The sequence below is a fragment of the Ruegeria marisrubri genome, assembly GCF_001507595.1.
Lineage (GTDB): Bacteria > Pseudomonadota > Alphaproteobacteria > Rhodobacterales > Rhodobacteraceae > Ruegeria > Ruegeria marisrubri.
This window is the reverse complement of the sequence record NZ_LQBQ01000012.1, coordinates 149,139-170,488: the sequence shown is the minus strand read 5'-3', so window position 1 is coordinate 170,488 and position 21,350 is coordinate 149,139. Positions and strand designations below refer to the sequence as shown.

At 63.0% G+C, this 21,350-nt stretch carries 22 protein-coding genes; 6 read left to right on the top strand and 16 right to left on the bottom strand.

Annotated features, from left to right (window positions below):
* Positions 1–77: 77 nt before the first annotated feature.
* The 9 genes from tolB to ruvC form a co-directional block, all read right to left on the bottom strand.
* A complete protein-coding gene (gene tolB, locus AVO45_RS07880; protein ID WP_068345674.1) occupies positions 78–1,397 on the bottom strand; it encodes a Tol-Pal system beta propeller repeat protein TolB in 1,320 nt (439 codons plus the stop codon).
* A complete protein-coding gene (locus AVO45_RS07875) occupies positions 1,394–2,488 on the bottom strand; it encodes an energy transducer TonB (RefSeq protein WP_068345672.1) in 1,095 nt (364 codons plus the stop codon). Before AVO45_RS07875 ends, tolB begins: the two co-directional genes overlap by 4 nt.
* Before the next feature lie 9 nt (positions 2,489–2,497).
* Positions 2,498–2,971, bottom strand: coding sequence for a protein TolR (tolR, locus tag AVO45_RS07870; RefSeq protein ID WP_068345670.1), 474 nt, complete (start codon positions 2,969–2,971; stop codon positions 2,498–2,500).
* 3 nt (positions 2,972–2,974) lie between these two features.
* Positions 2,975–3,670, bottom strand: a complete 696-nt coding sequence (gene tolQ, locus AVO45_RS07865; RefSeq protein WP_068345668.1) for a protein TolQ — start codon at positions 3,668–3,670, stop codon at positions 2,975–2,977.
* Between the two features lie 106 nt (positions 3,671–3,776).
* Positions 3,777–4,160: a tol-pal system-associated acyl-CoA thioesterase gene (gene ybgC / locus AVO45_RS07860; protein ID WP_068345666.1), complete on the bottom strand. Its 384-nt coding sequence runs from the start codon at positions 4,158–4,160 to the stop codon at positions 3,777–3,779.
* On the bottom strand, positions 4,157–4,780 hold the full coding sequence (locus tag AVO45_RS07855; protein WP_068346661.1) for a hypothetical protein: 624 nt from the start codon (positions 4,778–4,780) through the stop codon (positions 4,157–4,159). Before AVO45_RS07855 ends, ybgC begins: the two co-directional genes overlap by 4 nt.
* Before the next feature lie 63 nt (positions 4,781–4,843).
* A complete protein-coding gene (gene ruvB, locus AVO45_RS07850) occupies positions 4,844–5,863 on the bottom strand; it encodes a Holliday junction branch migration DNA helicase RuvB (RefSeq protein ID WP_068345665.1) in 1,020 nt (339 codons plus the stop codon).
* A 7-nt stretch (positions 5,864–5,870) separates the two neighbouring features.
* Positions 5,871–6,554 (bottom strand): Holliday junction branch migration protein RuvA, encoded by a 684-nt coding sequence (gene ruvA, locus AVO45_RS07845; RefSeq protein WP_068345663.1) that lies wholly within the window; start codon positions 6,552–6,554, stop codon positions 5,871–5,873.
* Positions 6,551–7,045 carry a crossover junction endodeoxyribonuclease RuvC gene (gene ruvC, locus AVO45_RS07840; protein ID WP_068345661.1) on the bottom strand — a complete coding sequence of 165 codons (495 nt, stop codon included), beginning with the start codon at positions 7,043–7,045 and terminating at the stop codon, positions 6,551–6,553. Before ruvC ends, ruvA begins: the two co-directional genes overlap by 4 nt.
* A 331-nt stretch (positions 7,046–7,376) precedes the next feature.
* On the opposite strand from ruvC, the gene AVO45_RS07835 reads away from it, so the two are divergent.
* Positions 7,377–7,589, top strand: a complete 213-nt coding sequence (locus tag AVO45_RS07835) for a DUF1127 domain-containing protein (protein ID WP_068345659.1) — start codon at positions 7,377–7,379, stop codon at positions 7,587–7,589.
* 98 nt (positions 7,590–7,687) lie between these two features.
* Here the strand turns inward: AVO45_RS07835 and AVO45_RS07830 are convergent, their stop codons facing one another.
* The 3 genes from AVO45_RS07830 to AVO45_RS07820 all read right to left on the bottom strand — a co-directional run bounded on the left by AVO45_RS07830 (position 7,688) and on the right by AVO45_RS07820 (position 10,368).
* Positions 7,688–8,032: a hypothetical protein gene (locus AVO45_RS07830; protein ID WP_068346659.1), complete on the bottom strand. Its 345-nt coding sequence runs from the start codon at positions 8,030–8,032 to the stop codon at positions 7,688–7,690.
* A gap of 101 nt (positions 8,033–8,133) precedes the next feature.
* Positions 8,134–9,006: a 50S ribosomal protein L11 methyltransferase gene (locus AVO45_RS07825; protein ID WP_068345657.1), complete on the bottom strand. Its 873-nt coding sequence runs from the start codon at positions 9,004–9,006 to the stop codon at positions 8,134–8,136.
* Between the two features lie 129 nt (positions 9,007–9,135).
* Entirely contained in the window at positions 9,136–10,368 is a 1,233-nt protein-coding gene (locus tag AVO45_RS07820) for an MFS transporter (RefSeq protein ID WP_068345655.1), read from the bottom strand.
* Positions 10,369–10,498: 130 nt separating this feature from the next.
* Between AVO45_RS07820 and AVO45_RS07815 the strand changes: the two genes are divergently transcribed.
* Positions 10,499–11,560 carry a YeeE/YedE family protein gene (locus tag AVO45_RS07815; RefSeq protein WP_068345653.1) on the top strand — a complete coding sequence of 354 codons (1,062 nt, stop codon included), beginning with the start codon at positions 10,499–10,501 and terminating at the stop codon, positions 11,558–11,560.
* 6 nt (positions 11,561–11,566) lie between these two features.
* Here AVO45_RS07815 and AVO45_RS07810 read toward each other — a convergent pair whose 3' ends face one another.
* A complete protein-coding gene (locus AVO45_RS07810) occupies positions 11,567–13,762 on the bottom strand; it encodes a primosomal protein N' (RefSeq protein ID WP_068345651.1) in 2,196 nt (731 codons plus the stop codon).
* A 91-nt stretch (positions 13,763–13,853) separates the two neighbouring features.
* Here AVO45_RS07810 and fsa point away from each other — a divergent pair, with 91 nt between their 5' ends.
* The 4 genes from fsa (at position 13,854) to AVO45_RS07790 (ending at position 17,165) form a co-directional block, all read left to right on the top strand.
* Positions 13,854–14,507, top strand: a complete 654-nt coding sequence (gene fsa, locus AVO45_RS07805; RefSeq protein WP_068345648.1) for a fructose-6-phosphate aldolase — start codon at positions 13,854–13,856, stop codon at positions 14,505–14,507.
* Between the two features lie 235 nt (positions 14,508–14,742).
* A complete protein-coding gene (locus tag AVO45_RS07800) occupies positions 14,743–15,450 on the top strand; it encodes a DUF484 family protein (RefSeq protein WP_068345646.1) in 708 nt (235 codons plus the stop codon).
* Entirely contained in the window at positions 15,447–16,367 is a 921-nt protein-coding gene (locus AVO45_RS07795) for a tyrosine recombinase XerC (RefSeq protein ID WP_068345644.1), read from the top strand. The genes AVO45_RS07800 and AVO45_RS07795 overlap by 4 nt, the downstream gene beginning before the upstream one ends.
* 78 nt (positions 16,368–16,445) lie before the next feature.
* A complete protein-coding gene (locus AVO45_RS07790; protein WP_068345642.1) occupies positions 16,446–17,165 on the top strand; it encodes a CDP-alcohol phosphatidyltransferase family protein in 720 nt (239 codons plus the stop codon).
* A 29-nt stretch (positions 17,166–17,194) separates the two neighbouring features.
* Here AVO45_RS07790 and AVO45_RS07785 read toward each other — a convergent pair whose 3' ends face one another.
* The 3 genes from AVO45_RS07785 to ileS form a co-directional block, all read right to left on the bottom strand.
* On the bottom strand, positions 17,195–17,662 hold the full coding sequence (locus AVO45_RS07785) for a hypothetical protein (protein ID WP_068345641.1): 468 nt from the start codon (positions 17,660–17,662) through the stop codon (positions 17,195–17,197).
* A gap of 76 nt (positions 17,663–17,738) precedes the next feature.
* Entirely contained in the window at positions 17,739–18,194 is a 456-nt protein-coding gene (locus AVO45_RS07780; protein WP_068345639.1) for a methylated-DNA--[protein]-cysteine S-methyltransferase, read from the bottom strand.
* 113 nt (positions 18,195–18,307) lie between these two features.
* Positions 18,308–21,232 (bottom strand): isoleucine--tRNA ligase, encoded by a 2,925-nt coding sequence (gene ileS / locus AVO45_RS07775; RefSeq protein WP_068345637.1) that lies wholly within the window; start codon positions 21,230–21,232, stop codon positions 18,308–18,310.
* Positions 21,233–21,350: the final 118 nt, after the last annotated feature.

Genomic DNA, 21,350 nt, shown 5'->3' with positions numbered 1-21,350 from the left:
TCACTCTTCCTGTTGTTTGTCTCTCTCTAACACACTGCCCGGCCTGTGTGAACGCTACCGGGCGCGCCAAGGCCGCCTCAGTTCAGCAGCGGCGACCAGGACGGGTCGCTGCCGCCGTCGGGCGTGCGAACGGGACGAAGGTTGCGTCCCGAGATATCCACGGAATAGAGCGTCGAGCGCCCGCTGGCCCCTTGGGTTTCGCGCGTGAACATGATCACCCGCCCATTGGGCGACCAAGTCGGCCCTTCGTCCAGGAACGAGGCCGTCAGCAACCGTTCTTCGCTGCCGTCGATGCGCATGACGCCGATATGGAACCGCCCCTTGCTCTGCTTGGTAAAGGCGATCAGGTCGCCGCGCGGCGACCAGACAGGCGTGCCATATCGCCCCTTGCCAAAGCTGATCCGCGTCGCCTCGCCCCCGTTGGCGGGCATGATGTATAGCTGCGGCGTGCCTGAACGGTCGCTTTCGAAAACGATCTGGCTGCCGTCCGGCGAATAACTGGGGGCCGTCTCGATCGAGGGCGCGCTGGTCAGCCGCACACTGTTGCCGGTCGAGATGTCCATCCGCCAGAGATCCGTATTGCCACCCTGTGCCAGTGAATAGAGAACCGTCTTGCCATCCGGCGAGAACCGGGGCGCGAAACTCATCGTGCCCTCTTGCGTCGGCAGGACCTGCCGCTTGACGCTGTTCACATCCAGCACGTAGATGCGCGGCGACCCGGTTTCATAGCTGGTATAAAGCAACCGGTCGCCGGTGGGTGAGAACCGCGGCGCCAGAACGATCGAGGAACTGTCGGTCAGATACTGAACATTTGCGCCATCGTAGTCCATGATCGCCAACCGCTTGCGCCGCTGATCCTTGGGGCCGCTTTCCGAAACGAATGCCACCCTGCTGTCGAAATAGGGCCCCTCGCCCGTGATCCGGCTATAGACCTGATCGGCCACCTTGTGGGCCATGCGCCGCCAGCCGTCGACCGTTCCAGCGAATTGCAGCCCGTCACCCAGTTCGGCCCCCGAGAACACGTCCCACACGCGGAAGCGAACCGACAGGCGGTTGCCCGAGACATTCACCGCGCCCGTCACCAGCGCCTGCGCATTGATCGCCTTCCAGTCGGCGAACTGGACCGACGCCTCAAAGCTGCTGACCGGGCTGATGAAAGCGTCCGAGGGGATCTCGCGGAACAACCCGGTTCCCGTCAGGTCCGAGGCAACCACCCGCGTGATTTCGCGCGCATAGTCTGCCGCCGCCGGGCTGTCGGGGACGAAGTCCGGCACCGCGAAGGGCATCGGCTCGATCACCCCCTCGTCGATGATGATCCGAAGTGGCTGGTTCTGCGCATGCACCGGAGCGGCCAGCAATGCCGCACCCAGAAAGAGGCTGGTCAGGAATTTCATCATTTGATCCGCATCCTCTCGGGGTTGAATGTCATTTCGATGTTCTGCCACTGGCCGTATTTGTCGGCCGGCAGGTTGTATCCCTTGGCGCCGCAGCGAATGATCGCCCGTCGTGCCGCACCGAAAGCCTGCTGCGCTGCACCGGACGATCCGCCCGAACTGTCCACCATCCGGATACTGTCGATGACCGGCGTTCCATCGCGGTTCATCGCGACCGCCACAACGACCGTCGTCTTGAGCGCCTCGGTGGACAAGGAACCGACATTCCAGCAATTCGAGACTGCAATACGCAGCGCATCCTTTTCGCCGCCCGTCAAGGGCGGGCCTGATGGGGCCGGTTGTTCGTTCTGCGCTTCGCCCAGCGCCTCGGCCAGCGCGTCCCTGACCGCGTCGTCGGTTGCGGGCTTCGCCTCCTCGGCCTCGGCCGTCTGCGCTGGTTCCGGACGCCGCGGACGCTGTGCAGGCGGGCGCGGCGAACGATCCGGTGCCAGCTCGTTGCTCTGCTCGGCCTCGGTCACGATCTGGTCGGTGGCTTCCTCGGGTGCGGTCTGTTCCTGCTCCTCGCGCGGGGTTTCAGCCCCCTGCTCGGTGGAGACCGGTGGGGTTTCCACGTCATCGGGCTTGACCTCGGGTGGGGGCGGCGCCACCGGCTGTGGTGCGACCTTTTCCGCCGGCCTCGGCTTGGGCTTGGCGCCGGGGGGCACCGGCAAGGCCGCGATGTCGGGCTCGGGCTGGTCCAGGGCAGGCACCTCTTCGACCACATCCGGGTCCGGCGTTTCCACCACGGCCTCGGGCAACTCTTCCGTCTCGGGCTCGGACGGAGCAATGGTTTCCGGGCGCGGTTGCTCGACCTCGGTCTGCTCCGGCACGGCGGCCTCGTCCTCCTGCTTCGGCGGCTCGTCCAAAGTTGCCGGCGTATCCGAAACTTCGGGAGCCGGCTTGGGGGCGAACAACGCCGCGTATTCTTCAGCCGAAATCACAGACACGTCCTGCACCTCGAACGGCAACGGCTCGGACCGGAAGGTGCCGCCGATCAAGGCCCACCCGATCAGGGTCACATGGGCAATCGCCGAAATCTTGGTGCCGGTATCCACCGCGCGGCCTCACTCTCCGCCTTCGTCCAGCGTCGGCCCGCCGGTGTCGGTCACAAGGCCCACGTTGGAAAATCCGCCCGCGTTCAACGCCCCCATGACCTGCATGACCTGGACGTAAGGAAGGCTGCCATCGGCGCGCAGGAAAACCCGGTCGCTTGTCCGCTCGGCGGCGATGGCCCGCAATTTTCCAACCAGTTCCTCGGGGGCGACATCCGTGGTCTGGATCTGCACCCGTCCATCGGCGGTCAGGGTCACGGTCAAAGGCTCTTCGCTGTCCGACGGCAAGGCGTTCGCCGCGGTTTTGGGAAGTTCGACCGGCACGCCCACCGTCAGCAACGGCGCGGCGACCATGAAGATGATCAGCAACACCAGCATGACGTCGACGAAAGGGGTGACATTGATCTCGGACATGGGGCGCGCCCGACCCCGCCGCCGACCACGCCGGCGTCCGTTGCCCCCATTCTGCTGAACCGCCGCGCCCATGGCTCAGCTGTCCAGTTGGCGTGACAGGATGGTGGCGAACTCGTCGGCAAAGGCCTCATAGCCCCCAACGATCCGGTCACTGTCCGCGCTCAGCTTGTTGTAGAAGATCACGGCGGGGATCGCCGCCATCAGGCCCAGCCCAGTGGCCAGCAGTGCCTCGGCGATGCCCGGTGCCACGACCGCAAGGTTGGTGTTCTGCTGTTCGGCAATCTCGATGAAGGCATGCATGATGCCCCAGACGGTACCAAACAGCCCGATGAACGGTGCCGTCGAGCCAACAGTGGCAAGCACGGGGAGGCCCTTTTGCAGAACTTCTGCCTCTTTCGCGATCGCCACGTCCATCGAGCGGTCGATCCGCGCCTGGGCGCCGGCGATCAGGCCGCCGTCGTTTCGGTGCGATCGCCGCCATTCGATCATCCCGGCGGCAAATATCTTTTCCGAACTGCCCTCGGGCTGCGGCCCGATCTGGTCGAACAGCTCGTCCAGCGGGTTACCGGACCAGAACACCTCGTCAAAGGCCTGCGCCTCGCGCCGTGCCGCGCGATAGTTGATCAGCTTCTGGATAATGATGGCCCAGGACCAGAAGGATGCCACCAACAGCATCAGCATCACCAATTTGACGATGAAAGTCGCACGGGCGAACAGCCCCCACATGGAGAAATCGATCTCCTGCGCCAGCGCCAGCGTTTCAGCTTCCATGAACCTGCTCTTTTCCTGCCTGATCGGGCCCTTCGGCCTTGTTTTTCCAAACGCTAACGCAGTTGTGGACCGATTTCCATTGGAACCACCACCATTCAGGCAAATGTTACATCAATGCGCGAATCTCTGCCGGCAGCCGCACCGGTTTCCCGGCCGCGTTCATGCAGACGGCCGTGACGGTCGCCCGGAATATGTCGGCCTCGCCGCGCTTCACCACTTGCGACATGGTCAGCCGCGCACCTGATAGCGACTCGATACAGGTTTCAACGGTCAACTCGTCCTCGAACTTCGCCGTCGAAAGATACTCGGCCTCGATCTTGCGAACGACCCAAACGATCCCTTCGTCGCGCATGGCGTTCTGATCGTTGCCAAGCTCGCGCACCCATTCCGACCGGGCGCGCTCGATGTATCTGAGATAGTTCGCATGATAGACGATGCCCCCCATGTCGGTGTCCTCGTAATAGACACGAACGTGGAAGACATGCTTCATTGCGGACGCTCCATGCGGGCAAACAACCTCAGCGCATGGGAGCTGTCCCGCGCCGCTCCCGGCAGAACCGGATCATAGGCAGCCCGGATCAACCCGGCAATGTCGGGCCTCAGGATCGTTGCGTCACCGGCAATCGCCAGAGGCGACTGCGCGCGGAACGCGGTGTCGGACCACAGAAGGATGGTCTGCACCACCTGGCTCAAGGCCAGCGTTTCCGCGGGCAGCGCCGACAGTTCATCATCCATCCGCAGGAACACGAAGGCCGCCTTGATCGCGCCGCCCTCATCGAACCGGAACACGCGGTATTGATTGGCCCCGGCAGCGACCAGCCGCCCCACCAGCGGTTTCAGATCGGGGATCAGCCGGTCGAGGTCGGGCACCTCCAGCAACTCTTCCCAATCCCGAAAGAAAAACACCATGCAGTTGGCGCCCAGTTCAGGGTCGGTCTCGGCCATCTTGTGCCCGGCCAGCGCGACCACCGCCTCGAAGGCGCCCTTGACCACCGACAGGGTCTGCTCCTCGACACCAAAGACAACCGGCACGATGGGGCGCCCCCAGCGGGCAAAAACAAACTCGCCGCTTTCGCGGGTAAACAGGGCTTCGATCTCTTCCGGTGTCACGCGCAGGTCTTCATCATTTTGCAAATACTCCCGCCGGAGGCATAAATTCTCGGGCGCGCGGCTTCAACCAAAGAGATCGGTCTGCCGCTTGGGCATGGGCAGGCCCAGATGCTCCCACGCCTTCTGCGCCAACATTCGGCCACGCGGCGTGCGCTGGATCAGTCCCTGTTGCAGAAGGAAGGGTTCGATCACCTCTTCCAGCGAGTCCCGGCTTTCGGACAGGGCCGCCGACAGAGTTTCGATGCCCACCGGACCTCCGGAATAGTTTTCGGCGATCAGCCTCAGATACCGGCGGTCGGCCCCGTCCAGCCCCAGGTGGTCCACCCCCAGCCGCGTCAAGGCGCCATCCGCCAGATCCCGGGTGATCCGGCCGTCGCCCTCGACCACGGCAAAATCCACCACCCGGCGCAGCAACCGGCCCGCGATCCGGGGCGTCCCGCGCGATCGACGCGCAATCTCTCGCGCACCGTCCTCATCCGCCGGCGCGCCCAGTTTTCGCGCATTTCGGGTGACGATCTCGTGCAGTTCATCGACCGTGTAGAATTGCAGCCGGGTCGGAATGCCGAACCGGTCACGCAGCGGCGTCGTCAAAAGTCCCATCCGCGTCGTGGCTCCGACCAGCGTGAAGGGCTGCAACTCGATCCGGACCGTGCGCGCGGCAGGGCCTTCACCGATCACGAGGTCAAGTTCGAAATCCTCCATCGCGGGATAGAGCACCTCCTCGACCGCCGGGTTCAGCCGGTGGATCTCGTCGATGAACAGAACGTCCCGCGCCTCGAGGTTGGTCAGGATCGCCGCCAGATCACCGGCCTTGGCCAGCACCGGCCCCGAGGTCATGCGGAAATTCACTCCCAGCTCGCGCGCCATGATCTGCGCCAGCGTCGTCTTGCCCAGACCGGGCGGCCCGTGAAACAGCGTGTGGTCCATCGCCTCGCCGCGCTGACGGGCGGACTGGATGAAGACCCGCAGGTTCGCCCGCGCCTCGGCCTGCCCGATGAATTCGTCCAGACCTTGCGGCCGCAACGCTCGGTCATTGTCTTCGGGCAGAGGGTCCGGCCGAATGGTGGGGTCCGCGTCAATCATTTCTCATTCACCCCTTCGGAGCCAAGAGCCGAAGCGCAGAGCGGATGAGTTCCGCCTCTCCCGCTTCCGGCTCGGCAGCCGAGGCTTCGGCGACCGCCGCCGCGGCCTCGGACGGACCGTAACCCAGATTGGACAGCGCCGACAACGCCCCTGCCGAGGCTGCTGCCGAACCGCCCGACCGGGCAGCGGGTTTCTTGCGTGCCGGAACCGGCGCGGCTTCGGCCGGCTCCGCGGCCTCGGTCGCAGGTCCATCCATCGCGTCGACCACGGTTCCGCCCATCGCCATGACGCCCGGTGCCTTGTCCTTGAGGTCGAGCACGATGCGCTGCGCCGTTTTCGGGCCGACCCCCTTGGCCGCCTTCACCGACGCCCAGTCGCCCAGAGCTATGGCCCGGCTCACGCCGTCCGGCCCCAGCGCACCGAGGATCGCCAGCGAGACCTTGGCCCCCACTCCCTGAACCGAGCAAAGCAGGCGGTGCCATTCCTTCTCGATCAGCGACGGGAATCCGTAAAGCTGCATGAGGTCTTCGCGAACCACCATGTCGGTATAAAGCGAAACCGCCTCGCCCACGCCGGGCAGCGCCGCCATGGTCCGGTCAGAGCAATAGACGATGTAGCCGACGCCACGCACGTCAATCAGGATGTGATCCGAGGCGCGATATTCCAGGCGTCCCGTCAGCTTGCCGATCATGCCCGCGCCTCCTTCAGCCCCGATTTTGAAGGACCGTAATAGGCATGGCAAATGGCAATCGCCAGCGCGTCGGCCGCATCGGCCCCCTTGGGTTGGCAGCCGGGCAATTGCAGCTTGACCATGTGCAGCACCTGTTCCTTTTCTGCATGACCGACCCCCACCACCGTTTTCTTGACCCGGTTCGGGGCATACTCGCCAACCGGCAGCCCCGCCTGCGCTAGGGTCAGCAAGGCCACGCCGCGCGCCTGCCCCAGCTTGAGCGTGCCCGCACCGTCCTTGTTGACGAAGGTCTGTTCGATCGCCGCCTGGTCGGGTTCATAAGCGGCTATGACCTCGACGATCTGGTTGTGAAGAGACAGAAGGCGTTCGCCCAGATCGTCGCCATCCGAATGGCACAGCCCATTGGCGACATGGCTCAGGCGGCTGCCATGCGATTCGATGACGCCCCATCCCAGGGTTCTCAACCCCGGATCAATGCCCAGAATCCGCATGTTCCGCCTCGGCCTGCTCAGATTTTCGTGCCTTTTCTCTCGATTAGCACGAAACAAGAACATTTTCCAAGCGCTTTAACCTCACGCACAAAAGCGACAGAGGTGTTCAGAGCGCGACATCGCGGCCGGAAAACGCCACCTCGCGGCCCGAATACGACCTGTTTGAGGTGCCGAAAACCCCCAATGTTTCAAGGCATTTCAAGCAATATGACCCTTGCATGAATCGCATGGCAAACATGCATTTTCTGCACTTGCACAATGAATGCGACCTGACTAGATGCCCGCTGACTGAAAACTGCACCACTCACTCCAAATCAGAAAGGAACAGGATATGGCTGCTCTGGACACTACCCGCGCCACCACTGGCTCGTTCGGCTTTGCTGGCCGTATCGGCGCATTCTTCGCATCGATCGTGAACGCAATCGTGGAATGGAATGACGCCCGCGCAACCCGCAACGCGCTGTCCAGTCTGACGGACCGGGAACTGGAGGATATCGGCCTGTGCCGCGGCGACATCGAAGCCGTCGCCGCCGGCGGTCGCTAAACCACCACTCACCCTTTCTCCCCGCCCCACTCCTCCCTCTGGGGCAAAAAGAAAACGCCGCGCAACCTCCCTGGCGCGGCGTTTTTCTTTGCGTTTCCTCAGTACATGAACTGCGTGAATTTCGAAGCCAGAAATTCCGAAACAGGTTCCCTTTGCATTACCCACGCACCGGCAACCTCCACCGGGGTTCCATCGCGCAGTCGTTGGACGCGTTCGTCATAGGGCGATACCCCGATGGTCGTGAGCAGGAGCGCCTTGAATGCAAAGAAGGCGCACACGCATAGCGCCAGCACCCGAATCGGGATCGCCGAGCGAACGCGGCGCGGTCTCATGACGACGAGACCATCCGAACGCAGTTGCATGCGGTAGCCGCGCGACATCTTCTCGTGCTTTTTCGTCAAGCGCCGTACGCGCCGATCAAATTCCATGTGCTGTCCGGTCATGGCAGCCTCCAAAACGCCCACCATCAAATTTCTGAACGCTACAGGGGAAATTCGTCAAAATCGTGACGAATTGCAAAGAACGAAGGGTATCAGGACATATTTCAGCCCAATTTCCTTAAGATCAGGGTCGTCCATTCACCAATTTCCTCACTCGTGCAAAGATTGACGCCATTTTCGAGATAAACCGAAATGACGTCACCGGCCTGCTCGTTGAGGATCCCCGACAGGATGGCATAGCCACCAGGCCTGAGATTCGCAGCGACATCGGGCGCAAGCGCCACCAGCGGGCCCTTGAGAATATTGGCAAAGACAAGGTCGAACGGGCCAGTGTTCTTGATTTCAGGATGGTCGAAGCCTGCCGCTTCAATACACTTCACAGCCCCGTCCATCCCGTTCGCACGCAGATTCGCCTCGGCCACCTCCACGGCGACCGGATCAATGTCGCTGGCCAGAACCTCGCCCTTCCAGACGCGTGCGGCCGCCATGGCAAGAACCGCCGTACCACATCCGATATCAGCCACCTTCGCTGCCTGGAAACCTTCGTCGGTCAGCTTGCTCAACGCCTTCAGGCACCCCAACGTGGTTCCGTGATGACCGGTGCCAAAAGCCATGGCCGCTTCTATCAACAGCGGAATGCTCCCTTCGGGAACCTTGTCCGCGTCGTGACTGCCATAGACAAAGAAACGGCCTGCCTCGACCGGTGCCAGCTCACGCCGAACATGTGCGACCCAATCGGTCTCGGGCAGTTCCGAAACAACGAAAGGTTTCGCCTCGAAGGCCGCCGCCAGAAGAGCCAATGCCGTTTCATCCGGCGCCTCGGTGAAATAGCCGCCGACCTCCCACAAGCCCGAGCCGTCCTCGACCTCGAACACGCCGACCCCGGTAGGTTCTGGCTCCAGACGCTCCATCGCTTCGCCCAGCCCTTCGGCGGCGGCCTTGCCTTTCAACGTGGTCAGAGCGGTGTATGTCGGCATCAGTGTCTCCTGAATCTGTCTGAATGCGCGTAGGGCGGCGGCGGCGCAAGGTCAAGCTTTGCCGTTGGCGCCTGAAAAGACGATCATCATCGCCCGTAAGGTTTCACACACTCTCTCAGGCGTGCCCGCTCATTCCGCAGGCGCCGGCGCAAACCTCGAAAGCACCGTTTCGTTGCCCGGTTCCGGATGGCGCGGAATCAGCAAGGACAACATCAGCGACACCAGTGCCATCATCGCGGCCAGTCCGAACACGGCACCCGGCGAGATCACCCACAACAGCCCCAGCAGCACCGGCAGGAACACAGCAGCGATATGGTTGATTGTGAAGGCAACCGCTGCGGTCGGCGCGATATCGGCCGGGTCGGCGATCTTCTGGAAATAGGTCTTCAACGCCAGCGCCAAGGCGAAAAGGATATGGTCGATCACGTAGAGGATCGCGGCCAGAACCACGCCCCAGCCGAACCAGTAGACCCCACCATAGGCGGCGAATACCGTCGCCAACCCGAGATATTCGAAGATCAGCGTGCGCCTCTCGCCGAACCGGGCGACGGCTTTGCCCAGAACCGGTGCGACCAGCATATTGATAACGAGATTGATCAGGTAGAGCCCGGTCAGTTCGTGAACCTCGAACCCGAATTTCTCGACCATCATGAAGCCGGCGAAAACGACGAAAATCTGCCGACGCGCACCCGCCATGAACTGCAACGCGTAATACAACCAATAGCGCCGGCGCAGGATCAGTTTCTTTGTCTGAGGATGCGGCGATTCGAACTGCGGATAGGCGAACAGGCAGAACAGCGCGAGCAAAGCAGTCAGCCCGCCAGCCGCCATGAATACCGTGTTGTAGGACAGGTCGAACCTCTCCCAGGTCAGCACGATCAGCCCATAGACCACCAGTGTCGCCGCCGAACCGGCCGCCACCAGCCAGCCGAGTATCTGCGGCGCGCGGCTCTTGGGCAGCCATTGCAACTGCAACGACTGGTTCACGGTCTCGTAGTAGTGAAACCCGATCGAACTGAAGAGCGTGACGAAAAGCAGCCCACCCAAGCTGGGGAACCACGCGGTCACGGCCGTGGCCACCCCCAACAACATCAGCGAAATCATCGCCAGAACCTGCTCGCGGATGAACAGGATCACCGCGATGACGCCTATGGCCAGAAAGCCCGGGATCTCTCGCACCGTGTGCAGCAGGCCGATATCGGCGCCGTCGAAATTCGCCGCTTCGATGACGAAGTTGTTGAGCAGCGCATTCCACGAATTGAACGCGATGGGCATGGTCAGAGCCATGACGAACAACAACGTGACGGGTCGGCGCCAGAAGGGCAGATTTTCCGCCTCGGCCAAGGGGACGGGTTTCATCATGAGAGGACCTCTACGCTCATTGCCGCCCCTTTGCGAGAGGAATCCGAAGCCTGCACATCTGATCTGCATCAATGCGGACAAGCTCTGGCAAATAATATATAGTATTTTGTGAATACCAAAGGAGAGCACTGTGGACCTCGTCAGCCTCGTCGAAAGAGTGGGAGAAGCGCCGACAGCGGCCCTGTTCGGCCTGATCACGGGAATCATTTTCGGGGTGGCGGCACAGCGGTCGCGATTCTGCCTGCGTGCCGCGACGGTCGAATTTGCTCGGGGGCGGCTCGAAGACAAGGTGGCCGTCTGGTTCCTGACCTTCTCGACTGCGGTGGTCTGGGTGCAGGCGGCGCAATTGTTGGGGCTGATGGATTCGGCGGACGCGCGGATGATGGCGGTTCCGGGCAGCTGGTCCGGCGCGATCATCGGCGGGTTGATGTTCGGGGCCGGCATGGTGTTGGCCCGTGGATGCTCTGGCAGGCTTCTGGTGCTGGCGGCGACCGGCAACCTGCGGTCCGTCGTATCGGGGCTGATCTTCGCAGTCGTCGCGCAGATGAGCCTTTCGGGTGTCCTGTCACCCGCGCGCGACCATCTCGCGGCACTCTGGATCACCGAGGGCGGACGAAACGTGGATCTACTGGCGACGCTGGGGCTGCCCGGCTACGGCGGCCTGCTCATCGGCATCGCTTTTGCAATCGTCGCGCTGGTGTTGTCCTTTCGGCAGAAAATCGGGGCCTCGCGCCTGATCTTCGCTTCGGGCGTCGGGTTCGCCGTGGCCGTGGGATGGGTGTTGACCTATTCGCTGGCGCAGATCGCTTTCGAGCCCGTGCAGATCGAAAGCGCAACCTTCACCGGCCCCTCGGCGAATACGCTGATGTTCTTTCTGGAGCGCGATACGATTCTGGAATTCGACATCGGCTTGGTGCCGGGTGTCTTCATCGGTGCGATGCTGGCCGCATGGCTGGCTGGCGAGATGCGCTTTCAGGCCTTTGACGATGCCGTGACCATGCGCAAGGCCATGATCGGTGCCGCAATGATGGGGTTCGGCGGCATGCTGGCCGGCGGCTGCGCCATCGGCGCCGGTGTCACCGGAGGCTCGATCTTTGTCGGAACGGCGTGGCTTGCCCTGTTCTGCATGTGGATCGGTGCGATGGCGACGGATTTCCTGATCGACCAGAAAGCCGAACCTGTCACGGTCTGAAGCCGTTCAGAAGAAGCTTTGCGGGTCGATATCCACCGCCAGCCGGATATCGCCCTTGAGTTTCAGAGGCGCGATCCAGCGCGCTATGGCATCCTGCAAGGGGGCTCCCTTCGGCGCCTTGACCAGCAGACGTACCCTGTGCCGACCACGGATTCGTGCGATCGGCGCAGGGGCCGGGCCAAAGGCCTGCGCCCCGATCTGCCGCAATGGGCCATCGTTGCGCGCCAGCATGTTGCCGATATCGAAAACCGGGCCGACCTCGGGGCCCGACAGGATGATCCCCGCCATGCGCCCATAGGGCGGAACTCCGGCTGCCTGTCGCTCGGCCGCCTCGGCTTTCCAGAACCCTTCCTCGTCGCCCGACAGGATCGCGCGGATCACCGGGTGTTCCGGCTGGAATGTCTGCAACAGGGCCTGCCCCGGCCGCTCGGCCCGCCCGGCGCGGCCTGCCACCTGCCGCATGAGTTGGAACGTCCGCTCGGCCGCACGCAGATCCGACCCCTGAAGCCCAAGATCCGCGTCAATCACGCCGACCAGCGTGAGTTTCGGGAAATTGTGACCCTTTGCCACCAGCTGCGTGCCGATGATCAGATCCGCGTCGCCTTGGGCGATTTCCTCGATCTTGGCCTTCAGCGCCCGGGCCGAGCCGAACAGGTCGGAACTGAGCATGGCGATGCGGGCCTCGGGGAAGGTCGCCTCGGCCTCTTCGGCCAGGCGTTCGATGCCCGGGCCGACCGGGGCCAGCTTGCCCTCGACCCCGCATGAGGGGCAGGCCTCGGGCATGGGTTTGGTCTCGCCGCATTGGTGGCACATCAGCCGTTTGAGAAACCGGTGCTCGACCATGCGCGCGTCGCAATGATCGCAACCGATCTGCTGGCCGCAGGCCCGGCACAGGGTAACCGGCGCATAGCCCCGGCGGTTGATGAACAGCAGGGACTGTTCCCCCGCCTCCATGCGCGCGCGAACCGCCTGACGCAGGGTCGGTGAAATCCATGTACCCGGCTGCAACTGCTCGGCCCGCATGTCGATGGCCTTCATCTCGGGCAGCACCGCCGCCCCGAACCGGGCGCTCAGGTCCAGCCGGTCGTATTTGCCCGCCTCGGCATTGGCCCAGCTTTCCAGCGAGGGCGTGGCGCTGGCCAGCACCACCCGCGCCCCGCAGATCGAGGCCCGCAGCACCGCCATGTCCCGCGCGTTGTAGAGAACCCCATCCTCCTGCTTGTACGAGGTGTCGTGCTCTTCATCGACGATGATCAGGCCGAGATTGCGGAAGGGCAGGAACAACGCCGAGCGCGCGCCGACGACCAGTTGCGCATCCCCCTGCCCCACCATGCGCCAGACCCGTCGGCGCTCGGTCATGGTCGCCCCCGAATGCCATTCAGCCGGGCGCGCGCCGAACCGAGCCTCGACACGGGTCAGGAATTCGGCCGTCAACGCGATTTCCGGCAACAGCACCAGCGCCTGCTTGCCCAGCCGCAACGCCTCGGCCACGGCTTCCAGATAGACCTCGGTCTTGCCCGAGCCGGTGACCCCCTTCAGCAACGTGGTCCCGTATTGGCCGCTGCGCAGGGATTGGCGCAGGGCTTCTGCCGCCGCCGACTGGTCCTCGGTCAGCTTCTTTCCAGGCATGTCTGGATCAAGCGTCGGAAACGGCAGGTCGCGCGGGCTGTCCTCTTCGCGCACCGCGCCCAGCTTGACGAGCCCCTTGATCACCGAAGACGTAACCCCGGCCATCTCGGCCAGTTCCTTCAGTGTAAAGGCAAGGCCGCCATAGTCCCGCAGCACCTCCAACACCCGCGCCCGGGCGTCGGTCATCCGCTCCGCGGTCCCGCTGCCCAGCCGATAGATCTTGCGCATCGACGGCGGATCGCCCAACCCCGGCGCCCGCGTGGCAAGGCGCAGCATGGCCGGCATCGGTGTCAGTGTGTAATCCGCGGCACGCCCAAGGAACAGCCGCATCTCCTCCCGCATGGGCGCGACATCCAGAACCCGGATGACCGAGCGGATTTTCGAGCGGTCGAAATTGCCCTGCCCCGCCCCCCAGACAACTCCCAACACCTTGCGCGGTCCCAGAGGCACCTCCACGAAGGCGCCCCGAAAACAGCCCCCCTCAGGCGCCTTGTAATCCAGCGCCCTGTCCAGTGGCTGCGTCGTCAGAACCGACACCAGTTCGTCCTGTTCGAAGAATTCCGCGCCGTTCAACTGTCGCCTTTCCTCAGCAGGGGTTTCAGCAGGTGTTCCTTTGGGGTAAAGGCAAGCGCGACTGAGGCCAACCCATCAAAGGACTGCCCCCATGAAATTCTTTGTAGACACCGCCGAGATCGACGCGATCGCTGAACTGAACGACCTTGGCATGGTGGACGGCGTGACCACCAACCCGTCGCTGATTCTGAAATCCGGCCGTGACATTCTCGAGGTCACGAAAGAGATCTGCGAGCTGGTCGACGGCCCGGTATCCGCCGAGGTCGTGGCGACCGAGGCCGACGCCATGATCGCCGAGGGCCGCAAGCTGGCCGGGATCGCCCCCAACATCGCCGTCAAGGTGCCGCTGACCTGGGCCGGATTGAAGGCCTGCAAGACGCTGACCGACGAAGGCCAGATGGTCAACGTCACCCTGTGCTTCTCGGTCAACCAGGCAATTCTGGCCGCCAAGGCCGGCGCGACCTTCATTTCGCCCTTCATCGGTCGGTTGGATGACATCAACCTCGACGGCATGGAACTCATCGCCGACATCCGTCAGGTCTATGACAACTACGGTTTCGAAACCGAAGTCCTCGCGGCCTCGATCCGGTCGGTGAACCATGTGGCCGACAGCGCCCGGATCGGCGCCGACGTGATCACCGCGCCGCCAGCCGTGATCAAGAAGCTGGCCGACCATCCGCTGACCGACAAGGGGCTGGAGTCCTTCATGTCGGATTGGGCCAAGACCGGTCAGAAAATCCTCTGAACCGTAATTTTCGGTCGACTCGCTGACCGAACAAGCGACCGCGCGGCGCCGTCGGGCGCCGCGCCCGGCCCAACCGGCGGCGACCGATCTCTGATCGGGCTTCGGCGGGCGGGAGAGCCTGGTTTCGACCCGCGTCTTCCCGGTCACACCCGCATCGGCCTTTGGGCAATTTTGCCAAGGCAATGCAGCAAACTCATGCTATAAGCCGTCCAAACAAAAGAAAAACGGACCCGACATGAGCAGCAGCCCCAAACTCGAAGATCATCTTCGCGCCGCGATTCTCGCCAAGCCCGACGCCATTCTTGACGACAAGGACCTGATGCAGGCTCTGGTCGCCGCCAACGAGCGGGCACTGGGCGACAACATCATCGACCTGCGCGGGATCGCCATGGAACGGCTCGAAGCCCGGCTGGACCGGCTCGAGGACACTCACCGCTCGGTCATAGCGGCGGCCTACGAAAATCTGGCCGGCACCAACCAGATCCACCGCGCCATCCTGCGGATGCTCGAACCGATGGATTTCGAGGATTTCCTCAGCGATCTCGACGGCGAAGTGGCCGAGATCCTGCGTGTCGACACGATCACGCTGGTTCTGGAATCCAACCTGGACGACGAGGACCCCGCGATCAAACGCATGGGCAGCGTCCTGTGCGTGGCGGAACCCGGCTTCATCGACACCTATCTCACCCATGACCGCAAGGGCCCACCGCGTCAGGTCACGTTGCGCCAGATGCAACAGGGCTCGCCGCAGATCTACGGCGAGCGCGCGGCACAGCTGCGTTCCGAGGCCTGCCTGAAACTGGATCTTGGCGAAGGAAGGCTTCCCGGCATGATCGCATTGGGCTCAAGCGACCCTCGCCACTTCACGCCGCAACTCGGCACTGATCTTCTGTCCTTCTTCGCCGGAGTGTTCGAGCGCGCCATGCGCCACTGGCTGTCGTGAGCCTGATCTCGCCAGCCTGCCGGGACGCCCTTCAGCATTGGCTGGAGAGCCAGAAGGCGCTGGCGGGGCGTTCCGAAAACACCCTGACCGCCTATCGCGGCGACGTGACCGACTTTCTGGCCTTCATGACGGCGCATCATGGCACGCGCGAGGGGTTGGCGGCACTCGAAAGGATCACGGTCTCGGACATGCGGGCCTGGATGGCGCAGCAACGCGCCGACGGCATCGGCGCCCGCTCACTGGCCCGCAAGCTGTCGGCCGTCAAAAGCTTCTATCGCTGGCTTGCGGAACGCGAAGGGTTCGAAGCCACTGCCGTCCTGTCCACCCGCGCCCCGAAATTCACCCGCAAACTGCCACGCCCGCTGGCCGAGGACGCCGCCCGCGCCATGATCGACACGGTCGAATTGCAGTCCACCAACGACTGGGTGTCGGCGCGCGACGTGGCAGTTGTAACGCTTCTCTATGGCTGCGGCCTGCGGATTTCCGAAGCCCTGTCCCTGACCGGGGCGGATGCGCCGCTGCCTCACACCCTGCGGATCACCGGCAAGGGAGGCAAGGAACGGATCGTTCCTGTCATCCCCGCCGCGCGAGAGGCCGTTGACCGCTATCTCCGCCTGTGCCCGCACCCGCGCCAGCCTGCCGCCCCCTTGTTTCGCGGCGTTCGAGGTGGCGCGTTGAACCCGCGGGCCATTCAGGGCGTCGTGGCCAAGGCGCGGATGCAGCTTGGCCTGCCCGCCTCGGCCACACCACACGCCATGCGCCACAGTTTCGCCACGCACCTTCTTGCGGCGGGCGGCGATCTGCGGGCGATCCAGGAATTGCTTGGGCACGCCTCTCTTTCCACGACGCAGGCCTACACGGCGGTCGACACCGCCCGCCTGATGGAAGTCTACCAACGCACGCACCCAAAGGCCTGACGCGAGGGTCACGAGGTTTTCGCTGTAAAGGCCCACCAACCGTTTGCAGTCATCTCACTTTTCGGCCATGACAGAGCAATGACGCCTCAGATCAAAGCCCTTGCCGTTCACTTGCTCACCGCCACCGGTGCCGTCTTTGCCATGCTCGCCATGCTTGCCGCTGTCGAGGAGAAATGGAGCCTGATGTATCTCTGGCTGGTGGTGTCTTTCATGGTGGACGGGGTCGACGGACCGCTGGCGCGGCACTACCACGTCAAGACCTATGCCCCCGAGTTCGACGGCGTTCTGCTGGACCTGATCATCGACTACCTGACCTACGTGTTCATTCCCGCTTATGCGCTGTTCAAGTCGGGGCTGATGGATGGCTGGACGGGTTGGTTCGCCATCATCGTCATCACCTTTGCCAGCGCGATGTATTTCGCGGATACGCGGATGAAGACCAAGGACAATTCCTTTTCCGGCTTCCCCGGCTGCTGGAACATGGTCGTCATCGTGATTTTCGCGTTGCAGCCAAACTTTTATGTCAGCCTGAGTTTGGTGACGCTGCTGGCAGTCGCGATGTTCCTACCGCTGAAATTCATTCACCCGGTCCGCACCGAGCGCTGGCGCAACCTGTCTCTTCCGATGGCATTTGCATGGACTTTCTTCGCGGGTTGGGCGGCCTGGGTGGATTTCGACCCGCAAAGCTGGGCACATTGGGGTCTGGTCCTGACCAGCGTCTATCTGGTCAGCGCCGGCATCGCGCAACAACTCATCCCCGAGCGCGGCATCTCCCGGAAAGCAAAAGGCGCACAATAGCGCGCCTTTTCATCCTCAGGAAAATAGGGTCAGAGAACGTCCTGAATTTCGAACTCTTTTCCGTTGTGGGTAAAGATCTCGCCCTTCTGCAGGCCGGCCATGGCCAGATAGATGGGGCTTTGCGGAGAAATACCCATGAAGGTTTCTCCGTCGACCTCAAACCGCGTCGTTGAAACGCAAACCACGAAATTCCGGTTGTTGAACTTCACGACGGCGCCGGGCGCGACGGTATCGGTCAGGCCGAAATCGGTATTCTCGATCACGTCGATTTTTGCGTGATGGGCCTGAACCGGCGCATCGAACGCCGCGGCCAGATCGGCAAATTCGCGCGACGCAGCTATGTCATCCTTGTCGTGACCTTCCCGGTCATCGAGCTGAGAATCCCTCAGGAACGCCTCGTAATGCGCCTTGGCCGTCGCCAGTTCCTCAGCCTCCAGCGACATGAGGCGGTCAATGATGGCTTTCTTTTTCGCAGCGCGATCTTGCTCGGCAGTCATGCAATGATGTCCTTCAAATTCGATGGTCAGGTTAGGTTGTGTTGCAAACGGGTGAAATGCAACTGCTTTTAACGCCTCAGATCAACAGGCCGGCAGCGCCCTCGTGACGCAGCAGGGCAACCTTTGTCTCGATTCCACTGCCGCCCGAGAACCCGCCCAGACCGTTCGCACCCAGCACCCGATGACAGGGGATGATGACCGGGATCGGATTGCCCCCGCAGCCCTGCCCCACAGCCTGCGCCGAGTATACAAGCTCGGCGGCAAGGTCGCCGTAAGTGCGCGTTTCTCCGAACGGGATCGAGCGCATCGCATGGCAGACATTGTTTTGAAAATCCGATCCGCTTACTTTCAACGGCAGATCGAACCGTTGCAACTGTCCGTCAGCGTAGGCTCGCATCTGGCGCGCCGCCTCGCGCAATAGCGCAGAGTCAGGCGCGTCATCCTCGCCACCCCAAGCAAGACGAACGATGGCTCCTTCACTTTCCTCGATGCAGAGGCGACCGAATTGGGTGTCGATGCAGATCCTGGGCATAGGGTCACGCTTGCAGGATGCGGCCGCAGCCGCAAGGGGTGACGCGACGCCTCCAAAGAAATGACCTTCCCTCGCTCACGCGAGAGAAGGCCTCGATCAGGATACCGGCGCAATCAGCCCAGAGCGTCGTTGCATCGACCGCAGACGCCCGGATGGGAATGACGACCGACGTCGGGCAGGATTTTCCAGCACCGTTGGCACTTGTCACCTTCGGCCAGTTCAAAGACAACGCCGACGCCCGGGATTTCGGGCAGGCGGAAGGCTTCGGACGGGGCCGGATCACCGGTAACCGTCAGGCCCGAGGTGATGCACAGATCATCCATGTCGATGCCGGCCAGCAGCTTGCGAGTTTCGGCATCCTCCACATGCACCACCGGCGCCGCTTCCAGGCTCGATCCGATCACCTTGTCGCGACGCTGAACCTCGAGTGCGGCGGTCACCACCCGGCGGACACGGCGCACCTTGGCAACCTCGCCTTCGAGCGCTTCGTCGCGCCAATCGGCGGGCGTTTCGGGGAAATCCACCAGATGCACCGAACTGTCGTCGCCCGGATAGCGCTCCAGCCACACCTCTTCCATGGTGAAGACCAGGATCGGGGCCAGCCAGGTGGTCAGGCGGTGGAACAGGATATCCAGAACCGTCCGCGCGGCACGGCGGCGCGGGCTGTCGCCGTCGCAATAGAGAACATCCTTGCGGATATCGAAATAGAAGGACGACAGATCGACGGTCGCAAAGTTGAACACGGCCGTGAACACGCCCTGGAAGTCGAACTCGGCATAGTCCTTGCGAACCTGCGCATCGAGATCCGCCAGACGGCTCAGCACCCAGCGCTCCAGCGGCGGCATGTCCGCGGGGTTCTCGACGCGCTCTGCCTCGGTGAAGTCCGACAGAGACCCCAGCATGAAACGCATCGTGTTGCGCAGGCGGCGATAGCTGTCGGCCACGCCCTTGAGGATCTCGGGCCCGATCCGCTGGTCGGCCGTGTAGTCGGTCTGCGCCACCCACAGCCGAAGGATGTCGGCGCCATATTGCTTGATGACCTCGGCCGGCACGATGGTATTGCCGAGCGATTTGGACATCTTGTTGCCCTTTTCGTCCAGCGTGAAACCATGCGTGACCACGTTACGGTAAGGCGCGCGCCCCAGCGTGCCGCAGGCCTGCAGCATCGAGGAATGGAACCAGCCGCGGTGCTGGTCGGTGCCTTCCATGTAGACATCCGCGATACCGTCCTCGGTTCCGTCGGGGCGGTCGCGCAGAACGAAGGCGTGGGTCGATCCGGAATCGAACCAGACGTCGAGAATGTCGAAGACCTGTTCCCATTCGTCAGGGTTGTAGTCGCCGCCCAGGAACCTTTCCTTGGCGCCGGCCTTGTACCACGCGTCCGCGCCCTCGGCCTCGAAGGCTTCGAGGATGCGCGCGTTCACCTTCTCGTCCCGCAACAGGAAGTCCGGGTCGGTCGGCAGAGCGCCCTTCTTGACGAAGCAGGTCAGCGGCACACCCCAGGCACGCTGGCGCGACAGCACCCAGTCAGGCCGCGACTCGATCATGGAATACAGGCGGTTGCGGCCGCTTTGCGGCCACCATTTCACCAGCTTGTCGATCGAGTTGAGCGCGCGGGTGCGGATGGTGGTTCCCATCTCGTCATGCCCGTCGCCCACCGTCTTGTCGATGGCGACGAACCATTGCGGCGTGTTGCGGAAGATCAGCGGCGCCTTGGAGCGCCACGAATGCGGGTAGGAGTGCTTGACACGGCCGCGCGCGATCAGCGCCCCGCTTGCCACCAGCGCGTCGATGACACGCTTGTTGGCGTCGCCTTCCTTGCCCTTGTGGTTCATGATCTTGGCGCCGCCGAACAGCGGCAGGCTCTCGCGGAAAGAGCCGTCCTCCATCACGTTGTGGGTCATCTGCAGGCCGTGCTTGACGCCCAGCACGAAGTCGTCGGCACCGTGGCTGGGGGCCGTGTGGACAAAGCCTGTGCCGGCCTCGTCGGTCACGTGGTCGCCGGGCAGCAGGGGCACGTCATAGTCCCATTCGCCCTCACCGCCTTCGATCCCGCGGAAGGGATGGGCGCAGATCATCAGGTCGAGTTGCGCCCCGGTCACATCGCGCAGGCGCTTGAAGCCCTCGACGCGGGCCGCGCGGAACACGTCCTCGGCCAGCTTGTCGGACAGCAGGAACTGCTCGCCCACCTTGGCCCAGTTGTCCTCGGGGGCCTCGGTCACTTCGTAGAGGCCGTAGGACAGCTCGGGGTTGAAGGCCACGGCCCGGTTCGACGGGATGGTCCAGGGGGTCGTGGTCCAGATCACCACGTTCACGCCCAGAAGATCCGACCGCCCGCCGGTCGACTCGATGGCGCGGACCACCGGGAACTTGACCCAGATCGTATGGCTCTGGTGATCGTGGTATTCGACCTCGGCCTCGGCCAAGGCGGTCTTTTCCACCGGCGACCACATCACGGGCTTGGAGCCCTGGTAGAGTGTGCCGTTCATCAGGAACTTCATGAATTCCTCGGCGATCACCCGCTCGGCGTGGAAATCCATGGTCAGATAGGGATCGTCCCAATTGCCGGTCACGCCCAGGCGCTTGAACTCTTCGCGCTGGATGTCCACCCAGTGCTCGGCGAACTTGCGGCATTCCTGACGGAAGTCGTTGACCGGAACCTCGTCCTTGTCCTTGCCCTTCTGGCGATACTGCTCTTCGATCTTCCACTCGATCGGCAGGCCGTGACAGTCCCAACCCGGCACATAGCGCGCATCGAACCCCATCATCTGATGGCTGCGCACGATCATGTCCTTGATGGTCTTGTTCAGCGCGTGGCCGATATGCAGGTGGCCATTGGCGTAAGGCGGACCGTCATGCAGGGTGAACGGCTTGCGCCCGGCTTTCTCGCGCAGACGGTCATAGACCCCGATCCGTTCCCAACGTGCCAACCAGTCAGGCTCGCGCTTGGGCAGGCCCGCGCGCATCGGGAAATCGGTTTTCGGCAGGTTGAGCGTGTCTTTGTAGTCGAGTGCTTCACTGGTCGTGTCTGCGCACATGTCGGGTGTCCCTCGGGTTTTCTCGTGCGGAAGTAGGCGATCTGGCGGTGCGAGGTCTCAAACACCTTTGCCCGGCGTCTCAGGAAGTCAGAGCGCCGGGGATATAATTCGAATAATG